Below are 24,128 nucleotides of genomic sequence, written 5' to 3' on the forward strand. Positions count from 1 at the left end.
GCTTAAGTGAACAGCATTACGCCTCAAGGCGGGGTCTTTGCGCAGCGGTTACCGCTGACCCATCAAGGGTGGCGATGACGGCCGTGCTTGCGGTGGCCGTAATGGTGACCACGGTCCCAGTGACGGCGGTCGTCGTAGTCGCGGCGGTAGCGGCGATGGTCGCGGCGATCATCCTGATCAGCCTTGTTGCCCATGTAGTTGCCCAGGGCACCGCCTGCGCCGCCGCCAGCGGCTGCACCGATGTAGCTGCCGGTGGTGCCGCCAACGGTACGGCCCACCACGTTGCCGCCTGCTGCGCCCAGCGCACCGCCGATGGCCGCTTCGCCACGCTGACGTTTGTCGGCGCCCACCGCACTGCCGGCGGCACCGCCCAGGCCTGCGCCTATGGCGCCGCCTGTGCTACCACCGATGGACTGGCCTACGACTGAGCCCAGTACCCCACCCAATGCGCCGCCAATGCCGGCCTCGGTGGAGCCGCCTGCCATGGCAACGCCGCTGAGCAAGCTGAAAGACAACAACAGAATCGAGGAGTACTTCTTCATTCAAGAGAGCCTCAGAGTGATGACGAGGCGAATGTGCTTCTATCTGCAGCCAGTGGCAACGAATATCCGACGAATTGCACGGGTTGTACACAATTCGTCAACTCATTGATTTATAAGTGAAACTTTGTCTTTTTTTTGCGGTCTTATGCTCTTGTGACCCAGCCCTGCTCCTGTACTGGACCAGGGCTTTTTCATTCAGAGTATTCGCCCGTCGTCCTCTGCGCGTTCCAGTTTGATCGCAATGAACTTGGACGTGGGTGTGTGACTACCCTCGCCAATGCTCTCCAGCGGTACCAAAGGGTTCACTTCTGGATAATAGGCCGCTGCCTGCCCTGCAGGTATGTCGAACGCCAGCAGAGTGAAGCCGCGCACGCGGCGTACATGCTCATCCCCCCACAGTGAAACGATGTCGACCTTCTGGCCAGGCTCAAAGCCCAGCCGAACAATGTCGGCTTCGTTGGCGAACAACACGTCGCGCTGGCCGCGTACGCCTCGGTAACGGTCATCCAGGCCATAGATGGTGGTGTTGTACTGATCGTGCGAGCGCATCGATTGCAGCACCAAGTCCGGCACCTGGCCGCTGTTACGTACACGCTCGTCGATCAGGGAGTCTGGCAGCAGGTTGGCCTTGAAGTTGGCGCGGCCATTGGCCGTGGCCCACTCGCGCCGGGCGGCGCTATTACCCAGGTAGAACCCCCCAGGCTGGCGCATGCGCTGATTGAAATCAGCGAAGCCTGCAATGGTGTCGGCGATCAGGGCTCGAATGCGGTCGTAGTCGGCCACTAGCCATTGCCAGTCCACAGGGTGTTTGCCCAGGGTGGCTGCAGCGATGCCAGCGATGACCGCAGGTTCGGACCGCATCTGCCGGGACAGTGGCTTGAGCTGGCCGTTGGAGCCATGGACCATGCTGAACGAGTCTTCGACGGTGACCGCCTGAGGCCCGTCCGCTTGCATATCGATATCGGTGCGGCCCAGGCAAGGCAGGATAAGCGCCTGCTTGCCGTGAACCAGGTGGCTGCGGTTGAGCTTGGTGCTGATGTGCACGGTCAGTTCGCAGTTGCGCAGCGCCCGCGCGGTGCGCTCGGTGTCAGGTGTGGCCTGGGCGAAGTTGCCGCCTAGCCCGATGAACACCTTGGCGTGCCCCTGGAGCATGGCATGGATGGCTTCGACGGTGTTGTGCCCGTTCTTGCGCGGCACCGGGAAGCCGAAGCGCGCTTCGATGGCGTCGAGCAGGGCGGCAGGCGGACGCTCGTTGATACCCATGGTGCGGTCGCCCTGCACGTTGCTGTGACCGCGAACCGGGCACAATCCGGCCCCTGGCGCGCCGATGTTGCCGCGCAGCATTTGCAGGTTGACCAGTTCCTGGATGGTCGGCACCGAGTGACGGTGCTGGGTGATGCCCATGGCCCAGCACATGATCACGCGCTGGCTCCGGCAGTACATACGGGCGGCCAGTTCGATGTCTTCGAGTGCCAAGCCCGACTGCTGCTGGATATGCGCCCACGGCGTGGCATCGACCACCGCCAGGTAGTCGTCCAGGCCGTGCCCGTGCTCAGCGATGAAGGCGTGGTCGAAGACCGCCGGCTCGCCCTTGGCTTGCGCTTCACGCTCCCATTGCAGGGCGAACTTGGCCATGCCGCGCAGCATGGCCATGTCGCCACCCAGCGCCGGGCGGAAGAACGCGGTATTGGTGGGGCGGTCGCTGTTGGTCAGCATCTCCAGCGGGTTTTGCGGGTGCTGGAAGCGTTCCAGACCACGCTCCTTGAGCGGGTTGATGCACACCACCTGCGCACCGCGTTTCACCGCATCGCGCAGCGGGTCCAGCATGCGAGGATGGTTGGTGCCCGGGTTCTGGCCCCAGACGAAGATGGCATCGGCGTGCTCGAAATCCTCGAACGTGACGGTGCCCTTGCCCACCCCGACGCTCTGCCCCAGCGCCACACCGCTGGCCTCGTGGCACATGTTCGAGCAGTCCGGAAAATTGTTGGTGCCGTAGGCGCGCACGAAGAGCTGGTACAGGTACGCCGCTTCGTTGCTGGCGCGCCCGGAGGTATAGAACTCGGCCTGGTCAGGGCTTGCGAGCTTGTTCAGCTCTCGGCCGATGAGGGCGAACGCGGCGTCCCAGCTGATGGGCTGGTAGCGATCACTGGCGGCGTCGTACACCATCGGTTCGGTCAGTCGGCCTTGGTACTCCAGCCAGTAGTCGCTTTGTTGCAACAACGAGGTAACGCTGTAGCGGGCGAAGAAGGCGGCGTCCACGCGGCGTTTGGTGGCTTCCCAGTTGACGGCCTTGGCGCCGTTTTCGCAGAACTTGACCATGCCGCTTTCGGGCGAGTCGCCCCAGGCGCAACCCGGGCAATCGAAGCCACCGTTCTGGTTGGTCTTGAGCAGGGCGCGGATGTTCTTCAGCGGGTTGTCGCTGCCAACCCAGGCTTTGGCCACGCTGCGCAGTGCACCCCAACCGCCGGCAGGACCGTGGTAGGGCTTGTAGCGAGGGGAAGAGGCTGGGGCGTTTTTCGGAATAGGCTGGTACGAGGTCACGGCTGTTACGACTCCGCCGCCGGGCTGTAGACCCGCGGTGCGCTGTGTTTGGGCAAATGAATGAGGTTGAGGTTGTGCCTGCGTGCCCATTGCAGGGCCAGGCCCGTTGGTGCCGACAGGCTGACCAGGGTCTGGATGCCGGCGCGCAATACTTTCTGGATCAGTTCCAGGCTGCAACGGCTGGTGACGATGGCCAGGCCTCCGTCGCTGTCGATGCCCTGGCGCAGCAGTGCGCCAATGAGCTTGTCGAGGGCGTTGTGCCGGCCAATGTCTTCGCGGCCCAGCAGCAGTTCGCCATGGCGGTCCATGAACAAGGCCGCATGCACGGCGCCGCAGTGCTGGCCCAGCGGCTGGAAGGCGTCGATGCGCTGGCGCAGGCCGACCAGCCACTGTGCAGGCGGCAACGGGGCGCCGGGCAGCTTGGCCAGGTCCGGCAGCGCCTGCTCCAGGGCTTCGACGCCGCACAGGCCACAGCCGCTGGTGCCGGCCAGCTGGCGGCGTTGGTTCTTCAGGTTCCAGAAAGCGCGGCTGGAGATTTCCAGGTCCGCGTACATCGACGCGCCACTTCCCGACAGTTTGACGTCGTAGATTTCGGCGGTGCTTTCAACGATGCCGCTGCCCACACTAAAACCAACGGCAAAATCTTCCAGGTCGGTCGGGCTGACGAGCATGACGGCCTGGTTCAGGCCGTTGTACACGATCGCCAGGGCGACTTCTTCGGCCAGTGGCGTGCTGCCAGGCTGGGCATCGCCGAGCTGGACGTAATCATAGGTAGTGCTGGCGGCGGGCAGGGCTAACGGTAACGAGGCCGCACAGAACGGTGGCTTGCTGTTCATCCAGGCGTGCTCTTGATCGGCGATTGGGCGCCGGCTTACTGAGGCTACAAGCCTAGGCTTGCCCGCCGGCGACGTCTAATTGCTAGGGTCTATGCCGTGATAGACCGCGTCGATAGGTCGCAGTGCGATGACTGACTGAGTCATGGCCTAGACTTCACTGTCCAACGGTTTCACATCAACAAGGAGAGCGTCATGAGTCTATTCAGCTTTGTGAAGGAAGCAGGCGAGAAGTTGATCGATCTGCTAACCCCCGGCAATGCCAAGGCCGAGGAGCAGTTGAAAAAGCACGTTGAAAACGTCGGGTTGGGTAACCCCAACATCACCGCCACCGTGGAAGGCGACACAGTCACCCTCAAGGGCGAGGTAGCGAGCCAGGAAGAGAAAGAGAAGATCATTCTGGCAGCCGGCAACATTGAAGGTGTGGCCAGCGTCGACGATCAGATCACCGTCACCGGCCCAGTAGCCCAGGCTGCGCGCTTCGTGACCGTGGAGAAGGGCGATACCCTGAGCGCCATCTCCAAGCGGGTGTACGGCGATGCGAACAAGTACCAGAAGATCTTCGAGGCCAACAAGCCCATGCTGTCGGATCCGAACAAGATTTACCCGGGCCAGGTGTTGCGTATTCCCGAGTAACGGGTAAGCCTGTCTATAGGCTTGTCACCGCAACCCGCGCCCATGGCGCGGGTTTGCGTTCACAGTCCGTGCAGCAATTCCCGATAGTCCTCGACAGCTGCGAACTCCGCGGTATCCCGAGGCTGCCCCTGGCTGTCCGGCTGACGCACCGCCAGCAAGTGGCCCACGCCGAATTGCCGGGCACTGCGCAAGATGGGCAATGTGTCGTCGATGAACAGGCTGCGGGCAGGTTCAAAGCCGATATCGGCTTGCAAGGCATCCCAGAACTGCGGGCTTTCCTTGGGAAACCCATAGTCGTGGGAGCTGATCATACGGTCGAAGTAGGGTGCCAGTTCGATGCGCTCGAGTTTGAGCGACAGTGAATCGCGGTGTGCATTGGTGATCATGATTACCCGCTTGCCTGCCTGGCTGATCGCGGCCAGAAAGGTATCGGCATCGGGTCGCAAGGCGATCAGGTCGGCGATTTCGCGCTTGAGCTCGCGGATCGGCAAGCGCAGCTCACGGCTCCAGAAGTCCAGACAGTACCAGTTCAACGTGCCGGCGTTGCGCTCGAACAGCGGTTCGAGTTCCAGCTGCGCCATCGCCCGGCTCACGCCGTGCAGTTCTGCATAGCGCTGCGGCAGGTGCTCCAGCCAGAAGCGGTTGTCATAGTGCAGGTCGAGCAGTGTGCCATCCATGTCCAGCAGGACGGTGTCGATGGCGGACCAGGGAAGAACAGGCATGGGAAACTCTCGTTCGGTCGGCAAGCCACGGTATAGTAACCCGTTCACGCCAAGGAGCCCCCCATGCGCCAGAAACCTACCGTCCTCAGCCGCGAAATCGTCGCTAGCAGCCGCCTGTTCCGAGTCGAGGCCGTCGAGTTGCGGTTCAGCAACGGCGTGGAACGCACCTACGAGCGGCTGGTGGGCCGGGGTAACGGTTATGGCGCGGTGATGATCGTGGCCATGCTCGATGCCGAGCACGCGGTCCTGGTCGAAGAGTACTGCGGTGGAACTGACGAATATGAGCTGTCCCTACCCAAGGGCCTGATCGAGCCCGGCGAGGACGTGCTGGCGGCAGCTGACCGAGAGCTCAAGGAAGAAGCCGGCTTTGGTGCACGGCAACTGGAGCACCTGACCGAGCTTTCCCTGTCTCCGGGCTACATGAGTCAGAAAATCCAGGTGGTGCTGGCCACCGACCTGTATGAGGAACGGTTGGAAGGCGATGAGCCGGAGCCGATGGGCGTGGACAAGGTCAACCTGCGGGAGCTGTCGGCCTTGGCCATGCACCCGCAGTTCAGCGAAGGTCGCGCGCTGGCTGCCTTGTACCTGGCCCGTGACCTGCTGATCCAGCGCGGGGTACTGGCACTATGAACGATCAGCAATTGATGCAGGGCGTGGTGGCGTTGGCGCTGTCGGCGGGCGAGGCGATCCTGCCGTTCTGGCGCGCCGATGTGGCCGTCGTCAACAAGGCCGACGACTCGCCTGTCACGGCTGCGGACCTGGCTGCACACCAAGTGATTGCAGAGGGCTTGCAGGCTCTGGCCCCGCACATTCCCGTTCTGTCCGAAGAAGACTGCGATATCCCACTGGTGGAGCGCCAGAAGTGGCGCCGTTGGTGGTTGGTCGACCCGCTCGACGGCACCAAGGAGTTCATTGCCGGCAGTGAGGAATTCACAGTCAACATCGCCTTGATCGATCAGGGCGAGGTGGTGTTCGGGGTGGTATCGATGCCCACTTCGGGGCGTTGCTATTTCGGAGGCAGGGCCCTGGGTGCCTGGCGAGCGGAGCGGGGTGAAACCGCGCAGGCCATCCAGGTGCGCGCCACCCCGCCTGCCGGGTCGCCTTTCACCGTGGTTGCCAGCCGCCGGCACTCCAGCCCTCGGCAAGAGGCTTTGCTGAACGGGTTGGGTGCTGCGGTGGGGCCGCTTGATTTGGTTTCGGTGGGCAGTTCGCTGAAGTTCTGCCTGCTGGCCGAAGGCAGCGCCGACTGCTACCCGCGTTTGGCGCCGACCTCCCAGTGGGACACGGCGGCTGCTCAGGGTGTGGTCGAAGGTGCCGGGGGCGAGGTGATCGAGGTCGACGGCCAACCCTTCCGGTATCCGGCGCGCGAATCGCTGCTCAATCCCTACTTCCTGGCCCTGCCGGCGGGGGCTGGTTGGCGAGAGGCCTTGCTTGCGCTTGTTTGATTCACAAGAGTCAGTGCGGCGTTGGGTGTTGAAAACTGCTCATCGTTTGAGGGCCGAAAGGGCCGCTAAGCGGCCTTAGATGCTCGCCTTCACACAAGACTGACAGTTGATCACTCGCGATCACCCCGCCGCTCACCTGTGCAACACATACTGCCCGCTGAACAGCACCGCCACTTCATCACTGCCCACGTTGCTCACTGCCGTTTCCAGCGTCAGCCGTGCCCGCCCACGCCGTTGATACATTGTCAGGAACCGCGACCAGGCCTTCTCGTCCGGTGCAGCGCAACTGGCCACGGCGGCGCCGGTAACCGGCAGCGGATAGCTGATCTGCCCCTCTTGAATGACGATATGCCCATCATCGATGCCCAACTCCTGTAGCCGCAGGTGCAACCAGCCCCAGCCGGCCAGGACCGCGGCGCAATAGAGGCTGCCACCGAACATGGTGTTCTTGTGGTTGACGTTGGCGGCCAATGGCAGTTGCAGGCGCAGGGTATGCCCTTGCCAGTCCAGCACCTCCAGGCCCATCTCCCGGGTCAGTGGAATATCGCCGTGAAGCACTGTCTGCAGCGGGTGAATCGGCTTGCTCATCAACGGGTTTCCTCATGGTCGTCGTGGCCACCGCCACCGCCCTCGAAACTCAGGCCATGCTTGCGTAACTTGTCGTGCAGCGTCTTGCGTGGAACACCCAGCGCTTCGGCCAGGCTACGCAGCGAGCCGTGAGGCTGGGCCAATTCGGCAGTGATCAACGAGCGCTCGAAGTGCTCCACCTGCTCGCTCAGGTTGCCGGTGACTGGGGCGGGCGCGTTGGTTGCAGGCGGCGCCTGGCCATCGAGTGCCAGCTCCAGCCCGAGGGCAAAGCGTTCGGCCGCGTTTTGCAGTTCGCGCACATTGCCCGGCCAGTCATGGCGCAACAGCAAGGCCCGTTGCGCAGGTTGCAGCGCGTGCGGCCCTAGGCCATGGCGCTGGCTGGCCGCATCGGCGAAATGCTGGAAGAGCATCAGGATGTCGTCGCCACGTTCGCGCAGCGGTGGAATACGCAAGGGCGCCACGTTCAAGCGGTAATACAAGTCCGCACGAAAACGGCCCTGATCGGCGGCCTGGCGCAGGTCTTCCTTGGTGGCGGCGATGATGCGGATATCCAGCGGTATCAGCTGATTGCCACCCAATCGCTCGACGACGCGCTCCTGCAGCATGCGCAACAGCTTTACCTGCACATCCAGGCTCATGCTTTCGATTTCATCAAGGAACAACGTACCGCCATTGGCGAATTCGAACTTGCCAATGCGGCGTTTTTGCGCGCCCGTGAAGGCGCCAGGCTCATGACCAAACAGCTCGCTCTCGACCACCGATTCGGCCAAAGCGCCAGCGTTGATGGCCACGAAGGGCCCGTCCCGGCGGCTCGACAGGTCGTGCAGGGCGCGGGCGACCACTTCCTTGCCAGCCCCGGTCTCACCCAGGATCAATACGTCCGCTCGCGTGCCGGCCAGCGCGCCGATCTGCTCGCGCAGGCGCTGCATGGCCGCGGACTGGCCTACCAGGCGCGTGGCCAGTTGCTGGCGGTCGCTCAAAGCCATGCGCAGGCTACGGTTCTCCAGCACCAATTGGCGCAGTGCCAGGGCGCGGCGTACGCTGTCGAGCAGGGCGTCGCTGGCGAAGGGCTTTTCCAGGAAGTCATAGGCACCGGCGCGCATGGCTTGTACCGCCAGCGGGACATCGCCGTGCCCGGTGATCAACAGTACCGGCAGTTCGCTGTCCAGGCCATGCAGCTGCTCGAGCAGCTGCAGGCCGTCGATGCCCGGCATACGGATATCGCTGACGACAACCCCCGGCCAATCTGTTGGAATGCGCTCGGCCAGGCCGTGGGCATCGGCCAGTGCCACGACCTTGAGCCCGGCCAGGTCCAGCGTCTGGCTCAGGGCTTGGCGCAGGTGTGCGTCGTCGTCGACCAGGATCACCTGGGCGCGGCTGTCGATCAGTGTCTCGGGGCTCATGCCGAAGAATCCTCTGAATTGGGCAAGGTGGCACCCGGCGGGGCTACACGCATTTTCAAGGTCAGCACCGCACCGCCCTCGGGGTGGTTGGCCAGCAACAGTTCTCCCCCCAGGGTGCGCATCAGGCTGTCACAGATGGCCAGGCCCAAGCCCAGCCCCTGGGTGCGGGTCTTGGTGGTGAAAAAGGGCTCTCTGGCATGCTCCAGTGCCTGACGGGTGAAGCCGGGGCCGTTGTCGCGAATGGAGAGATAAACGCAATCGTCCTGCTGCTCTGCACTTATCCACAACCGGCGCGGGTTGGCCTTCTCGGTCAGCGCGTCCAGGGCATTGGCCAGCAAGTTGCCCAATACCTGACGCAGGCGGGTTTCGCCCGCCTGCACCCACAGCGTCGCTTCAGGCAGGTCGCGCACCAGCTCCACCGCCATTGCCCGGCGACGTTTGGCGAGCAGGGCCAGGGCATCGTCCAGGGCCGGTTGCAGGGCTACGCTTTCCGGCGCGTGGCGGTCACGGCGGGCAAAGGCGCGCAGGTGGGCAATGATCGAGGCCATGCGCCCGGTCAGTTCGCCGATCAGTTTCAGGTTGCCGCGCGCGTCCTCGGTACGTTGATGGTCCAACAGGATCTCGGCGTTTTCCGCATAGCTGCGAATGGCTGCCAGGGGCTGGTTGAGCTCATGGCTGATACTCGCCGACATGGTGCCCAGCACCGACAGCTTGCCTGCCTGCACCAGTTCGTCCTGGGCCCTCACGGCCTCCTGCTGGGCATTTTCGCGTTCGAGCACGGCGCTTTTGAGGCGCGCGTTGAGCCCTTCGAGGTCGGCGGTGCGCTCGGCCACGCGCTGTTCGAGCTGCTGACGACCACGGGCCTCGAAGTCGATGCGGTCCATATAATGACGGCGCCGCTGCATCACCAGGCCAGTCAGCAGCACGATGACCAGCAGAGCGCCGGCACCGATGGCCGTGACCGTCTGCGCGGCGCGGTCCACCAGGATGCGCGGGGCAAGGATGCTGACCTGCCAGCCGGTCTCTGGAATGGCCCGGGTCTGGGTGATCCAGGCATCGTCACTGATCACCAGCGGCTGGGGTGCCTGGGTCGGGTACGGCTGGATGGCGATGATGGCCTGGCGCTCGGCCGCGGTCAGCGGACGGGTGGCGCGAAAACGCCACTCCGGGCGTGACGTGAGGATGACCACGCCGTTGTGATCGGTCAGCAGCAGTTGCTCGGGCGTGCGGCCCCACAAGGTCTCGGTATGATCAAGGTCGACCTTCACCACCAGCACACCGACGATGCGTTCGCCGTCGCGCACGGCGGCGGCAAAGAAATACCCCCGCTTTGCAGACGTGGTGCCCTGGCCGAAGAAACGACCGAGGTGCCCGGCCATGGCTTCGTTGAAGTAAGGGCGAAATGCGAAGTTACGCCCCACGAAGCTGTCGTGTTTGTCCCAGTTGGACGCCGCCAAGGTGTTGCCGCTGACGTCCATGAGGTACATCACCTCGGCGCCGGTCTGCTGCACGATGTTTTTCAGCAGGCGGTTGGCATTGGTGACCGCCTCCAGGCGGAACGGATCGGCCAGCACCCCGCGCAAGGCCGGCAAATCGCCAAGGATCTGCGGCAAGGTTTCATAGCGGTGCAGCGTCCCCAGCAGGTTGGCGACATAGAGGTCGAGGGTCTGCCGGTTCTGCGAGGCCAGTTCTTGCCGGTAATAGCGCTCGGCCAGGTGATGCAGCGGCCATAGCAGCGGCACCAGGCACAGCGCCAGTAAGGCCAGGCTGCGCCAACGGGGGCGGCGAGGAGGGGTGTTCTTGGCGATCATCACATCATTGCGTCAGAAAAGTCTGATGCAATTATGCGCTAGTTAAGGCAGCACTTGTGCTTCTGCCCACGACACGCCCACCTTGTCCTTGTCTGACAGCACAGGCGGCTGTTGCAGGCCCCAGTCAATGGCCAGCGTCGGGTCGTCCCAGCGGATGCAGCGGTCAGCCTGGGGATTGTAGTAGTCGGTGGTCTTGTACAGAAACTCCGCCGAATCGCCCATCACCGCAAAGCCATGGGCAAAGCCTGCTGGGATCCACAACTGACGATGGTTTTCCGCCGACAGGTGCACCGCCACCCACTGGCCGAATGTTGGCGAGTGCCTGCGCACGTCCACGGCCACATCGCGGATCTCGCCCTGTACCACGCGCACCAGCTTGCCTTGGGTATTGGCCACCTGATAATGCAGCCCACGCAGCACGCCCCGGCCGGAGCGCGAGTGGTTGTCCTGGACGAACTCGACCTCGGCGCCGGTCAGCCGGGCAAACTCGCGGGCGTTGAAGGACTCGAAAAAAAAACCTCGGCTGTCGCCGAAGATCTTGGGTTCGATGATCAGCACTTCGGGGAGGGCAGTGGCTATCACGTTCATCGGGAAACACTCTGCAGGCTATGCGTTATGACCCTAGCTGGCAGACGCGTGCTTGTCCTGTCCAGAAGAGCGCCCGACAACGGTCTGAACACTGCTAGGGTTAGGTTGCGCACGACGAGCGTCACGTATTTGCCGATTATTATCGAAATATAATCCGTATATTATGCGCCTTCTCGAACGCTATTCTGTTTAAAGATGGATTTATATCGGTTATAAACGCTTTTTACGCCCACACCCTTCCGGGCAGGGCCATGACAGAGGTCAACGATGAAAACCCTCACTTCCACGCCACGTGCCGATGGTTTCCACATGCCCGCCGAATGGGCCCCGCAAACCCAGGTCTGGATGGTCTGGCCAGAGCGGCCGGATAACTGGCGACTGGGCGGTAAGCCGGCGCAGGCGGCCCATGTCACCTTGGCCAAGGCGATCGCGCGCTTCGAGCCGGTCACCGTGGGCGTCTCGGCGGGCCAGTATGAAAACGCGCGTCGCCTGCTGGACCAGCCCAATATCCGGGTCGTTGAACTGGGCAGCGACGATGCCTGGGTGCGTGACACCGGCCCCACCTTCGTGGTCAACGACAACGGCGAAGTGCGTGGCGTGGACTGGGATTTCAACGCCTGGGGTGGCTTCGAGGGTGGACTGTATGCACCGTGGAACCGGGACGAGGCATTGGCTGGCAAGGTGCTGGAGATGGAGCGCTGCCAGCGTTATCGCACCGAAGGGTTCGTGCTCGAAGGCGGCTCGATCCATGTGGACGGCGAAGGCACGGTGATCACCACCGAAGAGTGCCTGTTGAACCACAACCGTAATCCGCACCTGAACCGCGAGCAGATCGAAACCGTGCTGCGCGACAACCTCGCGGTCGATACCGTGGTGTGGCTGCCGGACGGCCTGTACAACGACGAGACCGATGGCCATGTCGACAACTTCTGCTGTTACGTGCGCCCTGGCGAAGTGTTACTGGCCTGGACAGATGACGTGAACGACCCCAACTACGCGCGCTGCCACGCGGCCATGGAAGTGCTGCAGACCACCCGCGACGCCAAGGGGCGGGCCTTCGTCGTGCACAAGATGCCGATTCCCGGGCCGCTGTACGCCACCGAAGAAGAATGTGCCGGCGTCGACCAGGTGTCGGGCAGCCAGGAGCGTGACCCTTCGGTGCGTCTGGCAGGCTCGTACGTCAACTTCCTGATCGTTAACGGCGGCATCATCGCGCCGAGCTTCGACGACCCGGCCGATGCCGAGGCCAAGGCCATACTGTCGAGCATCTTCCCTGATCACGAGGTGGTGATGATCCCTGGACGGGAATTGCTGTTGGGTGGCGGTAACATCCATTGCCTGACCCAGCAGCAGCCGGCGCCTGTGCACCGTTGATGGTTCGTGGCGCGGGGTGAGGACGAGCACGCGCACAACCGCCCGGCGACGCCTGGCACCTGCAGTGGCATAGCTTTTGTATTGTTTTTCAAACAGATAGCCTGATGTAACCGGGTTACCTGCTTGTAACACTACTTGCGTAGGTTAGCTGCTCACGGGCCAGGAGTACGTGTAGAAATGAATGCAGCAAGTGAGTCGGCATTGCGCCCATTGGCAATAGACCAAGCATCGCTCGAGCGTTTGGCGACGTGGTTGAAGCACCATGGAAGCAGCAGGGTCAGGACGACCGACCCACGACGGCTACTTGCCGGGCGTTACCCTGAAGGACTGATCAGCGAGGCGGAGTTTCATGCGTTGATGGCGGTGTGGCGTTAGCCGCGACCCAACGTTGCTCAAACCCTGTACCACACTGGCAGGGGCAGCCCCGCAAAGGCTGCCCCTGCTGACGTTCAGAAGCTGTAGGTGCCTGTGACGACCAGGCTGCGGGGGTCGCCGACCTGGATCTGCGCTGCACTGGTCGCCGAACTGTAGTATGTCCGGTCGGCAATGTTGCTCAGCGCCGCCCGCACATCCCACGCCTGGGTGCGGTACCCGGCCAGCGCATCCCAGCGGCCATAACCTGGCAGCACCGTGGTGTTCTGGTTGTCGGCATACCGCTGACCGACCAGCGTCAGGCCTGTTTCGGCGTACCAGCCCAGTTCTGGCTTCCAGGTGACGAACAGGCTGGCGTTACGCTTGGCCACGTCATTGATCCGGTTACCTTGCTGGCCGTTGTTGTCCTTGACGATGGTGGCATCCTGCAAGCCAACCCCGCCGCGCACGTACCAGTTGCCGATCACATTGCCCGTGGCGGTCAACTCGATGCCGCGCGAGCGCTGAAGGCCGCTGAGCAAGGTGATTTCCGGATTAAGCGGGTCGCGGGTACGACGGTTGTAAAGCTCCAGTTCATAGACCGCCAGGGTGGTGGTCAGGCGCTGGTCGAACCAGTCGCTCTTCACGCCAACTTCCTTTTGCCGGGTCAGCTCGGGTGCCGTCTCGTTGCTGTTGCCCGGGGCGCCCGGCGTGATGCCGATCAGGCCACCGCCTACCGGCGAGAAGGTCTTGCTCCATGATGCGTAGAACGAGTGATCCTGCCACGGGGTGTACACGATCCCTATGCGAGGGCTGGTGGTCCGGCTGCTCTGTTTTTCGGTCAGGCTGCGCACCTTGTTGGTGGTCTCCACGTCGAATTCATCGAAGCGCACGCCTGCCAGCAGCTGCCATTGATCGTTCAGGCGAAGCTGGTCTTGCAGGTACAGGCCACGGCTTTGCACCACGGTGTGGTTGTTGCTGGACATCACCATGCGACCGTTGTGCTGCTTGCTCCGGTCAGGGTCGTACAGGTCCAGCGGCGGCACGGGCCGCCCGCCGGCGTTTGCCGCAGCCGCGGTATACAAGGTAGGGTCGCGGCGTTGGCTGCCGAACTCCAGGCCCAGCAACAGCGTGTGCCCCAGGCCTAGTGTGTCAAAGGTGCCTTCGGCTTCCAGGGTGTTGAACAGGTTGCGGGTGTTCAGGTCCTGCTGCCAGCGCTGACGCGTCACCGTGCCATTGCTGGGGTTATAGGCGGTGGGGTAGGTGTTGTCGAATTCGCTGTCGAGCTTGAACAGGCTCAGGGTGTGACGCAGTTGCCACGCATCGTTGAGCTCGTAGTTCAGGCGTGAGCGCAAGGACTGCGCCCGGTCATCGATGAAGTCACGCTGTGTATCGCCGTAGGTCGTGCTGCGGCTGACGTTCGCCGGGCGGCCATCGACGCCGGGGATACCGCGGTCCGGCGTGCGGTTGAAGCGGCTGTACTCGTATTGCACCAGCCAGTTCAGCTGCGGCGTGACCTGCCAGCTGACCGAGGGCGCGAACAGCTGGCGGCTACCGTCGATACCGTCACGGAAGCTGTTGTTGTCCTGGTTACCCATGTTCAGGCGCAGGCTGACCGTGTCGCTGGGGTCTGCGCTCAGGTCGGCATACAGGCTGCGCAGATCCTCGCTGGCTGCCCGTGCCTCCAGGGTAGAGCGACGGCCTGCCTCGGGCGCCTTGCTGATGCGGTTGACGATACCCCCCTGGCCGCCCCGCCCATACAGCACGGCCGCAGGGCCTTTGAGCACATCGACCCGTTCGATGCTGTGCAGGTCGCGGATGTACTGGCTGTCATCGCGCACGCCGTCCAGATAGAAGTCATTGCCGGCTTCGAAGCCGCGAATGCGTACGCTGTCGAAGCGCGTGTCGGCACCACTGCTGACGTTGGGGATACCCTCGAGCGCTTTGCCCAGCGTGTCGCTGCCGTAGTCCAGCACCTGCGACGTCTTTACCGTATCCACCGCCTGCGGCACGGAGCGCACGGCAGTGGCGGTTCGAGTCGCGGTACCGACCTCACGCACCCGCGGGTTGTCTTTTTCCCGCTCGCTTTCGGCGGTGACGGACAGCTCAGGTAGGGTGGTGGTGGCAGCGCTTGTGGGGCTGGCAGCCAGCAGGCATGAAATGGAGAGCGTGATAGGAGCGAGGCGAGAAGGGGCAGGCATGGCGCACGTTTGACCGAGCAATAATGAAGGTGCGAATGATAATGGGTGCTATTTACTAATGCTCGCCTATTCTGAGCCCTGGATTTTTACGTTTGTATCACTTTGTAACTAATTACGAAGGCCTGCCAAGGGAACTTGTCGCTGTGATCAGGAAGAGTTTTCCATATCAAGAAGGAATATCCTCCTACAGCTTTAGTTCTAAAGAAAATGCCTCATGAGCGCTCGGTTTTTAGTTATATCAACCTGAATTTCACGTTTTTTTGACATTTGTAATCGCACGCCGCTAGGATTCGGCCACGCCTGCTGGCCAATCCGTTTGGCCATGCTGTTGCCAGGCCGGCCGCGTTTACCGGCAAAGGGGCTTTTGGCAGAACCTGCATAGCGTCGAACCTACGAAGGGGCGTTGGTTCATGGCGTCATTACGCAGCGCGTTTTCGATCAAGAAATAAGGAAAATAACATGTTGAATACCAGGATCAGCCTGGTCGCCCTGGCGATGATCGCCGCGACCCAGGCCCAGGCCAATGACCAGGCCGCCAGCAACGGCTTCATCGAGGACAGCCACGCCAACGTCCTTCTGCGCAACGCCTACATCAACCGTGACAAGAAGCACGGCACCGATGACCAGATCGAGTGGGGCCAGGCATTCATCGGTAACTTCTCGTCCGGCTTCACCCAGGGCACCGTCGGGGTCGGCGTCGATGCATTCGGCCTGTACGCCTTGCGCCTGGACGGCGGCAAGGGCCACAACGGTGGCGGCGGCGTCGACTTCTTCAAGCCGCACGACACCACCAACGCCGATGGCAATGCCCGTTCGCCGCACAACCTGGCCCGTGCCGGTGCCGCCGTGAAGTTCCGCATTTCCAACACCGTGCTCAAGTACGGTGACCAGATGCCCGCCCTGCCAGTGCTCCAGTACGACGATGCGCGCCTGCTGCCGGAAAGCTTCACCGGCACCCTGATCACCTCCAAGGAAATCGAAGGCCTGGAGCTGAACGCCGGTCGCTTCACCCAGGAAGCGCGCAAGAGCGCCGAACGTCGCGATGGCGGTGGTCTGAAGTCGATCAACGTGTTGGGCGGTAGCTACAAGTTCAACGACAACTTCACCGCGTCGCTGTACACCGCCGACACCGAAGACGTGATGAAGAAGCACTACCTGGGCTTGAACTACGTCTACGCCATTGCCGAGAACCAGTCCCTGACCCTGGACTTCAACGGCTACAAGTCGAGCATCGACAACAAGTACGTGCGTGAAGCGGGCCTGAACGGCGACTCGAACACCATCTGGAGCCTGGCCGCCACCTACGCCTACGGCGCCCACTCGTTTACCCTCGCTCACCAGCGCAGCACTGGCAGCACCGGCTACAACTACGGCTGGTATCAGAACCAGGGCGGCGTGGGTGACGGTGGCTCGACCATCTTCCTGGCCAACTCCTACTGGTCCGACTTCAATGCCGAGGACGAGCGTTCCTGGCAGCTGGGCTATGGCCTGGACTTCGGTGCCTACGGCATCCCTGGCCTGACCTACAAGCTGGCCTACGTGGTGGGTGACAACATCAACACCCGCAATGTCGCCAACCCACAGGGCTTCGGCGAAGGCAAGGAGCGCGAGATCTTCAACCAGATCCGCTACGTGGTACAGGAAGGCCCTGCCAAGGACCTGTCGGTCAAGCTGCGCAGCTCGTTCCTGCGTACCAACAATGCCGTGCGCCAGAACGGTTACAACGACGACGGCAACGAAGTCCGCGTATTCGTCGAGTACCCGATCAGCATCTTCTGATCCGGTCACCCACGCAGGCCACCTTCGCACCGCGTGCGCCGCTGGCCTGAGCCTACGGGCTGCCCGTCTCTAGACAGGCAGCTCAAGGGTCACGCGCAACCCGCCCCCCTCACGGTTGCGCACCCGCAATGCCCCCCCATGGCTGGTCATGATTCGCTCGACGATACTCAGCCCCAGCCCATACCCGCCGGATGCCTGGTTACGCGAGCTCTCGCCCCGTACGAACGGTTCGGTGACGGTCGCCAGCAGGTGCGGCGCAATGCCTGGGCCTCGATCCTCGACGTGAACCAGCACCCGTGCCCCTACGCGCTCCACCGACACACTCACCTGACTGGCATAACGCAATGCATTGACCAGCAGGTTTTGCAGGCAACGCTGCACCATCAGGGCATCGACGCTCACCACGCCGCCATGGCCGTGCACGGGTATGGGTTCGTCGGCAGTGGCCAGCTCGGCGCACTGGCGTATCACCAGGCGATCCATGTCGACCGGTTGCAGGTTTTGCTGTTCGCCCGCACGCAGGTAGTCCAGCACCTGGCCGATCATGTCGTCCATCTGGGCGATGTTCTGCCGTAAGCGCTGCCGGTGTTCGTCGTCGGGCATGCGTTCCAGGCGCAGGCGCATGCGCGTCAGCGGGGTGCGCAGGTCATGGGAGACAGCAGCGAGAAAGTAAGCCTTGTCGTTGACCATGGCGATCAGACGCTGCTGCATGGCGTTGAAGGCTTGCGCGGCCTGACGAACCTCATCGGGACCATCGAGCGCCAGCGGCGGTTGTTGAAGGTTGCTGCCCAGCGCCAGCGCCGCATCCGCCAGGCGGCGTAGCGGACGCAGGCACAGGCGCACGGCAATCAGGCATACCACCAGCACGGCGACAATGCGCAACGCGTACACCCGCAGCAGGTAGTCACTGATCAGCAGCCAGGCGGATTCACCGCTCCAGCCCTGCAGTTCCTGCCCGTCGATGGTCAGCCAATGCCCGTCTGCCAACGGCACCGCAAACTGAAGATGGGCCTGGGCGGTGCGCAGCCCGAACAGGCTGCGCCAGACGATCGGCTGGCCCAGTTCGTCGGTCAACTGCACCTTCATCAAGCGCACCTGCGGCTCATGGCCAAGCTCGTATTTCAGTGCCTGATGAAGCAGCAACTCGACCCGCTTGCGCCTGCGCCGTTCGTCCTGCTGCAGTACGGGCAGCTGCTCGGCGCAGCGCAACTGGTAATGGGCCGGCACCTTGAGCACGCCGGCATGACAGCTGGCCTGCTGGATGAGCGGTGCACTGCGCGCCGCAATCAAGCGCACGGGGGCCTCGAACACCTGGGCGAAGCGCACATCGAACCAGATGCTGCTGGACATCAACTGAATGGCCAGGGTGCCGCCCACCATGATCAGCATCAGCTGCCCGAACAGCGTGCGCGGCCACAGTCGGCGAGCCCAGCGCATGTCAGGCCGTGGCCTGGGTCTGAGCAATGCTCAGCAGATAACCTTCGTTGCGGATGGTGAGGATCTGCGCCACATCGCCAGGCGCATGGCGCAGATGCTGGCGCAGGCGGCTGACGCACATGTCGACCGAGCGATCGTCCGGCAGGTGGTCGCGGCTGAAGGCACTACGTGTCAACTGGTCGCGAGACACCACACGGTTGTTGGCTTCGAGCAGTTCGCGCAGCACCCGATAATCGGAGCGCGGCAAGGTCAAGGTCTGCCCGTCGGGGCGGGTCAGCAGGCGCTTGATATGTTCCAGGCGAAAACCTGCAAAGACATGGGCTTGGACCTGGGTTGGCTCCTGTACGGCAGCCTCCAGCCGATGGGGCCTGCGCAGCACGGCCTTGATCCTGGCAATGAGCTCCCGGGGTTCGAAAGGCTTGGCCAGGTAATCGTCGGCCCCTACTTCCAGGCCAATGATGCGGTCCAGTGCACTGCCCTTGGCCGACAGCATGATCACCGCCAACCCCGGCAGGGCCTGCAACTGACGGCACAGGCTCAGGCCATCTTCACCGGGCAGCATCAGGTCCAGCACCACAAGGTCCACCTTTTGCCGCGCCAGGTGCTCGTGCATCTGCTTGCCGTCGGCCGCCGCCAGTACGACGTAGCCTGCATCGGTCAGGTAATCGCACAGCAGCTCGCGAATCTCGTCGTCGTCATCAACAACCAGCAGGGTTGTGCTCATCTGAAAAAACACCTGTGAGGCGGGCGTCGTCAACGCCCGTTACGTTGCATTACATCCCCGTACATGTCGGGTGTAGAGCCCGGAGGACTGATCCCTAGAATCCTAACAAAAAATCATCTGCAAATACGAAGCCTTCCCAAATGAATCCCTCAAGCATCGCCAACACCTTCACCGCGTTCACCTGTGGCGGCACCCGCCTCAAGCCAATTGCCTTCTTCGTCGGCCTCGCCATCAGCGGTGGCGTCATGGCCGCCGACAGCGCACCTCTGGTGCTCGATGCCACGCAAATCGAAGACAGTGCCCTGCTGCCCCAGGACGATGCCGGCCAGCTGGGCTACACCGTCGAACGCACGCGCAGCTCCACCGGCCTGGCGCTGACCCCACGGCAAACGCCACAGTCGGTCACCACCATCACCCGCCAGCAGATGGATGACCGCGCCATCCACAGCATCGAGCAGGCGCTGGAAACCACCCCCGGGGTAACCGCCAGCAAATCCGAAGTGGGCGGACGCACCGATTACCGCGCCCGTGGCTATTCCATCACCAACTGGAAAATCGACGGCCTGCAGGCACCCGGCGCGTCCGACTTCAGCGGTAGCGGCAACGCCCTGAACATGGACCTGTACGAGCGCATCGACATCGTGCGCGGTGCCAACGGCCTGCTCGGCGGAACCGGTGACCCGTCCGCTACCATCGACCTGATTCGCAAGGCGCCCACCCGCACCTTCGGCGGCAGCGCCTATGCCACCTACGGCAGCTGGGACAAACGCCGCCTGGGCGCCGACCTGAACCTGCCGCTGTCCGAAGACGGCCGCCTGCGCTCGCGTTTCGTGGTGACCCAGCAGGACGCCAACTCGTTCCGCGACTACCAGTCCGACCGTTCACGCGCGGCCCTGGCCAACTTCGAGTTCGACCTGGACGACGCCACCACCCTAGGTGCCGGCTATCAGTACGAGTACAACAAGGTGGTGGGCGGTGGCTGGGGCGCGAACATCCCCATCTGGTACCGCGACGGCAGCAAGACCGACCTGCCACGCAGCTCCAACCTGGTACCGAGCTGGAGCTTTGGCGAGTACACCACCCGCACCGCCTTCGGCTCGCTGGTGCACCGCTTCGACAACGACTGGTCGCTGGACCTGAAGGCATCCCAGAGCACGACCGATGCCCTCAACCACCGAGGCCTGGGCAAGGTCAACTCGGCAGGGCGCGGCCGGTTCGGCGGCTACTGGAATCAGGACGGCAGCGGCGCAGTGCTCAACGGCCTGCACAGCTCGAGCGACACCACCCAGCAGTCGGCGCAGATCGACCTGTCCGGCCCGTTCCAGTTGTTTGGCCGTACGCACCAGGCCATGGTCGGCTACAACGACAGCCGTAGCGTGCAGTGGTCCCCGGAATACCGCTGCAGCATGGTCGGTGGCGGCAAGGCCACCGATCCAGTGGTGGGCTGCTTGTTCCGCGCCAACAATGGCCTGCCCATCAGCGACTGGCGCAATGGCGTGGACGGGGACTATGCCATGCTGGCTTCGCAGACCGGCAAGCACAGCAAGACCACCACCCGCCTGCAGGGCATGTACGCCGCGACCCGCCTGAGCATCACCGACCCACTGTCGGTGATCCTGGGCGTGCGCACCACCGACTACTCGGCCATCACCCGCAGCGTGGATGCCGTGCGCACCAGCCAGGAAGAAAACGGCGTTGTGACTCCCTACCTGGGCGCGGTCTACGACCTCAACGACACCTACTCGCTGTACGCCAGCTACACCGACATCTTCAACCCGCAAACCCAGGAAACCAGTGCCGGCAGCCGGGTCGAGCCGATCCGTGGGCAAAGCTACGAGACGGGCATCAAAGGCGCCTGGTTCGACGGTCGCCTGAACGCCTCTGCGGCGTACTTCCGCACCAAGCAGGAAAACAAGGCCGTGCTGGACGGCGGCCTGTCGACCCCGACCGGTGGCGATGCCTACAAAGCAGGCTCAGGCCAGGAAACCGACGGTATCGACCTGGAAATCGCAGGCGCCCTGACCCCGGACTGGAACGTGTACGCCGGCTACACCTACCTGCACTTCCGCCGCGTCGACAGCGACGGGCGCAGCGACCCTTCGCACCTGTTCAAGGCCTCCACCACCTACCACCTCAGCGGCCCACTCGACCGCCTGACGGTCGGCGCCGGCGTTACCGCGCAGTCCAATATCCGCGCCCTTTCCAGCCCGGCGGGCCAGCCCGTCAACGGCGTGAGCAGTGGTGCCACCGACGTGAACTGGTCCGGCTACGCCATCTGGAACGCCATGGCCAAGTACCAGGTGACCGACGACACCAGCGTGACCCTCAATGCCAACAACCTCTTCGACAAGCACTACTACACCCGCTACGGGTTCTATGCAGGGGCCGTTTACGGTGACCCGCGCAGCTTGTCGCTGACCGTCAACACCACCTTCTGATCCACGTTGCAAGCACGAACACCTCACCCGCGCCCGGCGGATGAGGTGGTTCATGCAGGGCTGAGGGCGTGGTCAGAGGGTGGGGGGCTTCGCGTTATCCACAGCGGGCGGCTCGAACCTGTCATCGAAGCTGTCCCAGTCCTCGCCGAACAGCTCCATCGGGTGCATGGTCCGGTCGGCACCATTGCCGCACGCCAGCGCCTTGGCTGGGCAATACAGATCGCAGCCCCAGCAAATGCGCTCGGGGTGGCTGGGGTGCTTCGGGAATTTCTTGGCCATGAGGTGCCTCCGGCAGGCGGTACATGACCTGAGCCTAACCTTCGCAGCGCTATTCGAGTTGACCGAAGTCAAACACCAGCCAATGGCATCCTGATCATCGCCTGACCGTCTGTCCCCAGAAAATTGGCAGAAACTTCTACGTCGCTTGCCTATATAGCGTAATGTGGGCGTCCCGATCCGTGAACTGTTACAGCACAAGACCCCACTAAGTCATTAGCGGGGCGATGACGCGTCGCTCAACGGCACCTTTCTGTAGGGCTTCCCTCAACCATTCTCAGCAAGGACTTGAACGGATCGTGACAGCTCAGCATGACGTTGAACGGTATTGGGGAGAGGTATGACCCTGCAAAAACGTAACAACGTCCAGGTTGCCGGAGCCGGTGACGTGACCCTCGTTCTGTCCCATGGTTTCGGCTGCGACCAATCCATGTGGCGGCTGCTGCTCCCGCACTTTCTCGAACGCTTCCGGGTCGTGACCTACGACTTGGTCGGGGCGGGGCACTCGGACCTGAGTGCCTACAAGCACGACAAGTACTCCACGCTGTGGGGCTACGCGAGCGATCTCAACGAAATCATCGACGAATACGCCCAAGGCCCGGTCATCGTGGTCGCCCACTCGGTCAGCGCCATGATCACTGCCCTGGCCGAGCGCCAGCGGCCAGGCCGCCTGATGGGGCTGGTCATGGTGGGCGGCTCGCCCTGTTACGTCGACGACGAGGCGTACACCGGCGGCTTCACCCCCGATGAAGTGCACGACCTGCTGACCACCCTCGACGAAAACTACCTGGGTTGGTCCAGCTCCATGGCCCCCGTGCTGATGGGGACCCCCGGCCAGCCGGCCCTGGAGCAGGAACTGGCCAGCAGTTTCAGCCGCACCGACGCCCAGATCGCCCGGCACTTCGCCCGCGTGATCTTCCTGTCCGACCACCGCAAGGACGTGACAGGCCTGCAGCTGCCCACCCTGATCGTGCAATGCACCGGGGACCCCGTCGTGCCTTTAGCGGTAGGCAACTACCTGCACGCCGTCATGCCCAGCAGCCAGCTGAGCATCATCGAGAACATGGGCCATTACCCCCAGCTGAGCGCGTCAGGCGCTTGTGCGGCCGCGATGGACCAGTTCTTCACCCACCTTGGCCTCGACCATGGATAACACGGCGCTGCTGTCCACCCAGGCCTTCTTCGAGCACGCACCCTGTGCCCTGGTGGTGATGGCGCCCGACGGCACCCTGGTGCGCTGCAACCAGACACTGGCCGACTGGCTGGGGTACGACAGCGCCACCCTGCACGCGATGAGCTTCGACCAACTGCTGCCCGCCGACGGCCGCGTGTTCCTGCTGACCCACTGGGGCCCACTGCTGAACATGCAGGGGTCGATCTCCGAAGTGAAGATCGCCCTGCGCCACCGCGACGGCCGCAAGCTGCCCATGCTGCTCAGCGGCGTGCGCCGCGAAAGCGATGACGGCATTCGTTACCACCTGGCGCTGTTCAGCGCGCTCGAAAGCACCAGCAGTGGCAAGGCTGCCCTGGAAGCCATGCAACGCGCCGAAGAAATGCTGGCGCAGAAGATAGAAGCCGAAAGCGCCCTGCAGCGCGCCCAGGCTGAACTCGCCGCCGCCTACCAGGAAGTCCAGCGCCGTGCCGTCTTCTCCGAACAGATGGTCGCCATTGCCAGCCACGACCTGAAGAACCCCCTGACCGCCATCCAGATGGCCGCGTCCATGCTCAAGCGCGATCTACCAAGCGACCGTGCTCGGCGCTTGTTGGCGGGCATCGATACCTCGACCGAGCGCGCGCTGCGCATGATCGTCGACCTGCTCGACTTCGCCTCGGTCAGGCTCGGCCCCGGCATGACCATCCGCCGCGAGCCAGTGGACCTGGTGCGTGCCGTGGATTATTCGGTGAGCGAGCTGAAGGTGGCCTTCCCTGATGCACAGATTCGGCATTACGCCCGCGGTTGGCGCGTGGTGCAGGTCGACCCGGATCGGTTGCAGCAGTTGATTGGTAACCTGGTGGCCAACGCTGTCGCCTATGGCGACCTTCGCTACCCTATTACCCTGACCACAGAGTTTTCGGATGACGGGGCGGTGGTGACTGTGCATAACCATGGTGCTGCAATCGATGACGCGCTGCTGCCCACGTTGTTCGAGCCGATGACCCGAGGCAGCGATTGCCAGGACACGGTGCGGTCGGTGGGGCTGGGGTTGTTCATCGTGAAGAAGATCGCCGAGGCGCATGGGGGGAGTGTGAATATGTGCTCTGATGGGGTGTTGGGCACACGGTTTGAGGTTTGGTTGGGGTGAGGGGCCTTGGGCAGGTGCGTTCAATTCGCCGGGAATCCTAACCCGTATCTTGCGTAAGCGCCGTTCCATACGAGCAACCACCCAACACCGCATCCGGAACCGAGCGAATCCCAGGGTGGGAGCAACTGTCTTGCCC

20 protein-coding genes are annotated in these 24,128 nt (G+C 63.1%); 8 read left to right on the forward strand and 12 right to left on the reverse strand.

Going from position 1 to position 24,128, the window contains the following annotated elements:
• Window positions 1–62: 62 nt before the first annotated feature.
• The 3 genes from B2S33_RS05785 to fdhD form a co-directional block, all read right to left on the reverse strand.
• Window positions 63–542 (reverse strand): glycine zipper domain-containing protein, encoded by a 480-nt coding sequence (locus B2S33_RS05785; RefSeq protein WP_027914113.1) that lies wholly within the window; start codon window positions 540–542, stop codon window positions 63–65.
• A gap of 195 nt (window positions 543–737) precedes the next feature.
• Complete coding sequence (locus tag B2S33_RS05790; RefSeq protein WP_028688177.1) at window positions 738–3,083, reverse strand: FdhF/YdeP family oxidoreductase; 2,346 nt, start codon at window positions 3,081–3,083, stop codon at window positions 738–740.
• A 5-nt stretch (window positions 3,084–3,088) separates the two neighbouring features.
• Window positions 3,089–3,919 (reverse strand): formate dehydrogenase accessory sulfurtransferase FdhD, encoded by an 831-nt coding sequence (gene fdhD, locus B2S33_RS05795; protein ID WP_028688176.1) that lies wholly within the window; start codon window positions 3,917–3,919, stop codon window positions 3,089–3,091.
• A gap of 192 nt (window positions 3,920–4,111) precedes the next feature.
• Between fdhD and lysM the strand changes: the two genes are divergently transcribed.
• Complete coding sequence (lysM, locus tag B2S33_RS05800) at window positions 4,112–4,552, forward strand: peptidoglycan-binding protein LysM (RefSeq protein WP_027914110.1); 441 nt, start codon at window positions 4,112–4,114, stop codon at window positions 4,550–4,552.
• Window positions 4,553–4,611: 59 nt separating this feature from the next.
• Here lysM and yrfG read toward each other — a convergent pair whose 3' ends face one another.
• On the reverse strand, window positions 4,612–5,274 hold the full coding sequence (yrfG, locus tag B2S33_RS05805) for a GMP/IMP nucleotidase (RefSeq protein ID WP_027914109.1): 663 nt from the start codon (window positions 5,272–5,274) through the stop codon (window positions 4,612–4,614).
• 63 nt (window positions 5,275–5,337) lie between these two features.
• Between yrfG and nudE the strand changes: the two genes are divergently transcribed.
• Window positions 5,338–5,904, forward strand: a complete 567-nt coding sequence (nudE, locus tag B2S33_RS05810; RefSeq protein WP_023535727.1) for an ADP compounds hydrolase NudE — start codon at window positions 5,338–5,340, stop codon at window positions 5,902–5,904.
• Window positions 5,901–6,719, forward strand: a complete 819-nt coding sequence (gene cysQ, locus B2S33_RS05815; protein ID WP_028688174.1) for a 3'(2'),5'-bisphosphate nucleotidase CysQ — start codon at window positions 5,901–5,903, stop codon at window positions 6,717–6,719. The genes nudE and cysQ overlap by 4 nt, the downstream gene beginning before the upstream one ends.
• A 132-nt stretch (window positions 6,720–6,851) precedes the next feature.
• Here cysQ and B2S33_RS05820 read toward each other — a convergent pair whose 3' ends face one another.
• From B2S33_RS05820 to rfbC, 4 genes are read right to left on the reverse strand one after another with little or no spacing between them, the layout of a single operon-like run.
• Entirely contained in the window at window positions 6,852–7,307 is a 456-nt protein-coding gene (locus B2S33_RS05820) for a YiiD C-terminal domain-containing protein (RefSeq protein WP_027914106.1), read from the reverse strand.
• On the reverse strand, window positions 7,307–8,710 hold the full coding sequence (locus B2S33_RS05825) for a sigma-54-dependent transcriptional regulator (protein ID WP_027914105.1): 1,404 nt from the start codon (window positions 8,708–8,710) through the stop codon (window positions 7,307–7,309). Before B2S33_RS05825 ends, B2S33_RS05820 begins: the two co-directional genes overlap by 1 nt.
• A complete protein-coding gene (locus tag B2S33_RS05830) occupies window positions 8,707–10,521 on the reverse strand; it encodes a sensor histidine kinase (protein ID WP_140174870.1) in 1,815 nt (604 codons plus the stop codon). The genes B2S33_RS05825 and B2S33_RS05830 overlap by 4 nt, the downstream gene beginning before the upstream one ends.
• 42 nt (window positions 10,522–10,563) lie before the next feature.
• A complete protein-coding gene (gene rfbC, locus B2S33_RS05835; protein ID WP_288650051.1) occupies window positions 10,564–11,109 on the reverse strand; it encodes a dTDP-4-dehydrorhamnose 3,5-epimerase in 546 nt (181 codons plus the stop codon).
• Window positions 11,110–11,376: 267 nt separating this feature from the next.
• Here rfbC and aguA point away from each other — a divergent pair, with 267 nt between their 5' ends.
• The gene (gene aguA / locus B2S33_RS05840; RefSeq protein WP_027914102.1) at window positions 11,377–12,483 is read left to right on the forward strand and encodes an agmatine deiminase; all 1,107 of its coding nucleotides are present in this window, start codon (window positions 11,377–11,379) and stop codon (window positions 12,481–12,483) included.
• A 449-nt stretch (window positions 12,484–12,932) separates the two neighbouring features.
• On the opposite strand, the gene B2S33_RS05850 is transcribed toward aguA, so the two are convergent.
• Window positions 12,933–15,035 (reverse strand): TonB-dependent receptor, encoded by a 2,103-nt coding sequence (locus B2S33_RS05850; protein WP_288650052.1) that lies wholly within the window; start codon window positions 15,033–15,035, stop codon window positions 12,933–12,935.
• A 459-nt stretch (window positions 15,036–15,494) separates the two neighbouring features.
• Between B2S33_RS05850 and B2S33_RS05855 the strand changes: the two genes are divergently transcribed.
• The gene (locus B2S33_RS05855; RefSeq protein ID WP_023535821.1) at window positions 15,495–16,814 is read left to right on the forward strand and encodes an OprD family porin; all 1,320 of its coding nucleotides are present in this window, start codon (window positions 15,495–15,497) and stop codon (window positions 16,812–16,814) included.
• A gap of 69 nt (window positions 16,815–16,883) precedes the next feature.
• Here the strand turns inward: B2S33_RS05855 and B2S33_RS05860 are convergent, their stop codons facing one another.
• Together B2S33_RS05860 and B2S33_RS05865 are read right to left on the reverse strand one after the other, a co-directional pair.
• Window positions 16,884–18,251 carry an ATP-binding protein gene (locus tag B2S33_RS05860; RefSeq protein WP_288650053.1) on the reverse strand — a complete coding sequence of 456 codons (1,368 nt, stop codon included), beginning with the start codon at window positions 18,249–18,251 and terminating at the stop codon, window positions 16,884–16,886.
• A gap of 1 nt (window position 18,252) precedes the next feature.
• The gene (locus B2S33_RS05865) at window positions 18,253–18,975 is read right to left on the reverse strand and encodes a response regulator (RefSeq protein ID WP_027914099.1); all 723 of its coding nucleotides are present in this window, start codon (window positions 18,973–18,975) and stop codon (window positions 18,253–18,255) included.
• 140 nt (window positions 18,976–19,115) lie between these two features.
• On the opposite strand from B2S33_RS05865, the gene B2S33_RS05870 reads away from it, so the two are divergent.
• On the forward strand, window positions 19,116–21,413 hold the full coding sequence (locus B2S33_RS05870) for a TonB-dependent siderophore receptor (RefSeq protein WP_280078106.1): 2,298 nt from the start codon (window positions 19,116–19,118) through the stop codon (window positions 21,411–21,413).
• A 72-nt stretch (window positions 21,414–21,485) separates the two neighbouring features.
• Here the strand turns inward: B2S33_RS05870 and B2S33_RS05875 are convergent, their stop codons facing one another.
• Complete coding sequence (locus B2S33_RS05875; protein ID WP_023535792.1) at window positions 21,486–21,692, reverse strand: DUF3079 domain-containing protein; 207 nt, start codon at window positions 21,690–21,692, stop codon at window positions 21,486–21,488.
• A 337-nt stretch (window positions 21,693–22,029) separates the two neighbouring features.
• Between B2S33_RS05875 and B2S33_RS05880 the strand changes: the two genes are divergently transcribed.
• A complete protein-coding gene (locus tag B2S33_RS05880) occupies window positions 22,030–22,842 on the forward strand; it encodes an alpha/beta fold hydrolase (protein WP_027914097.1) in 813 nt (270 codons plus the stop codon).
• Window positions 22,835–23,992, forward strand: coding sequence for a sensor histidine kinase (locus tag B2S33_RS05885; protein WP_288650054.1), 1,158 nt, complete (start codon window positions 22,835–22,837; stop codon window positions 23,990–23,992). The genes B2S33_RS05880 and B2S33_RS05885 overlap by 8 nt, the downstream gene beginning before the upstream one ends.
• Window positions 23,993–24,128 lie beyond the last annotated feature (136 nt).

Source organism: Pseudomonas sp. UBA5568 (assembly GCF_002425525.1).
GTDB classification, from domain to species: domain Bacteria; phylum Pseudomonadota; class Gammaproteobacteria; order Pseudomonadales; family Pseudomonadaceae; genus Aquipseudomonas; species Aquipseudomonas fulva.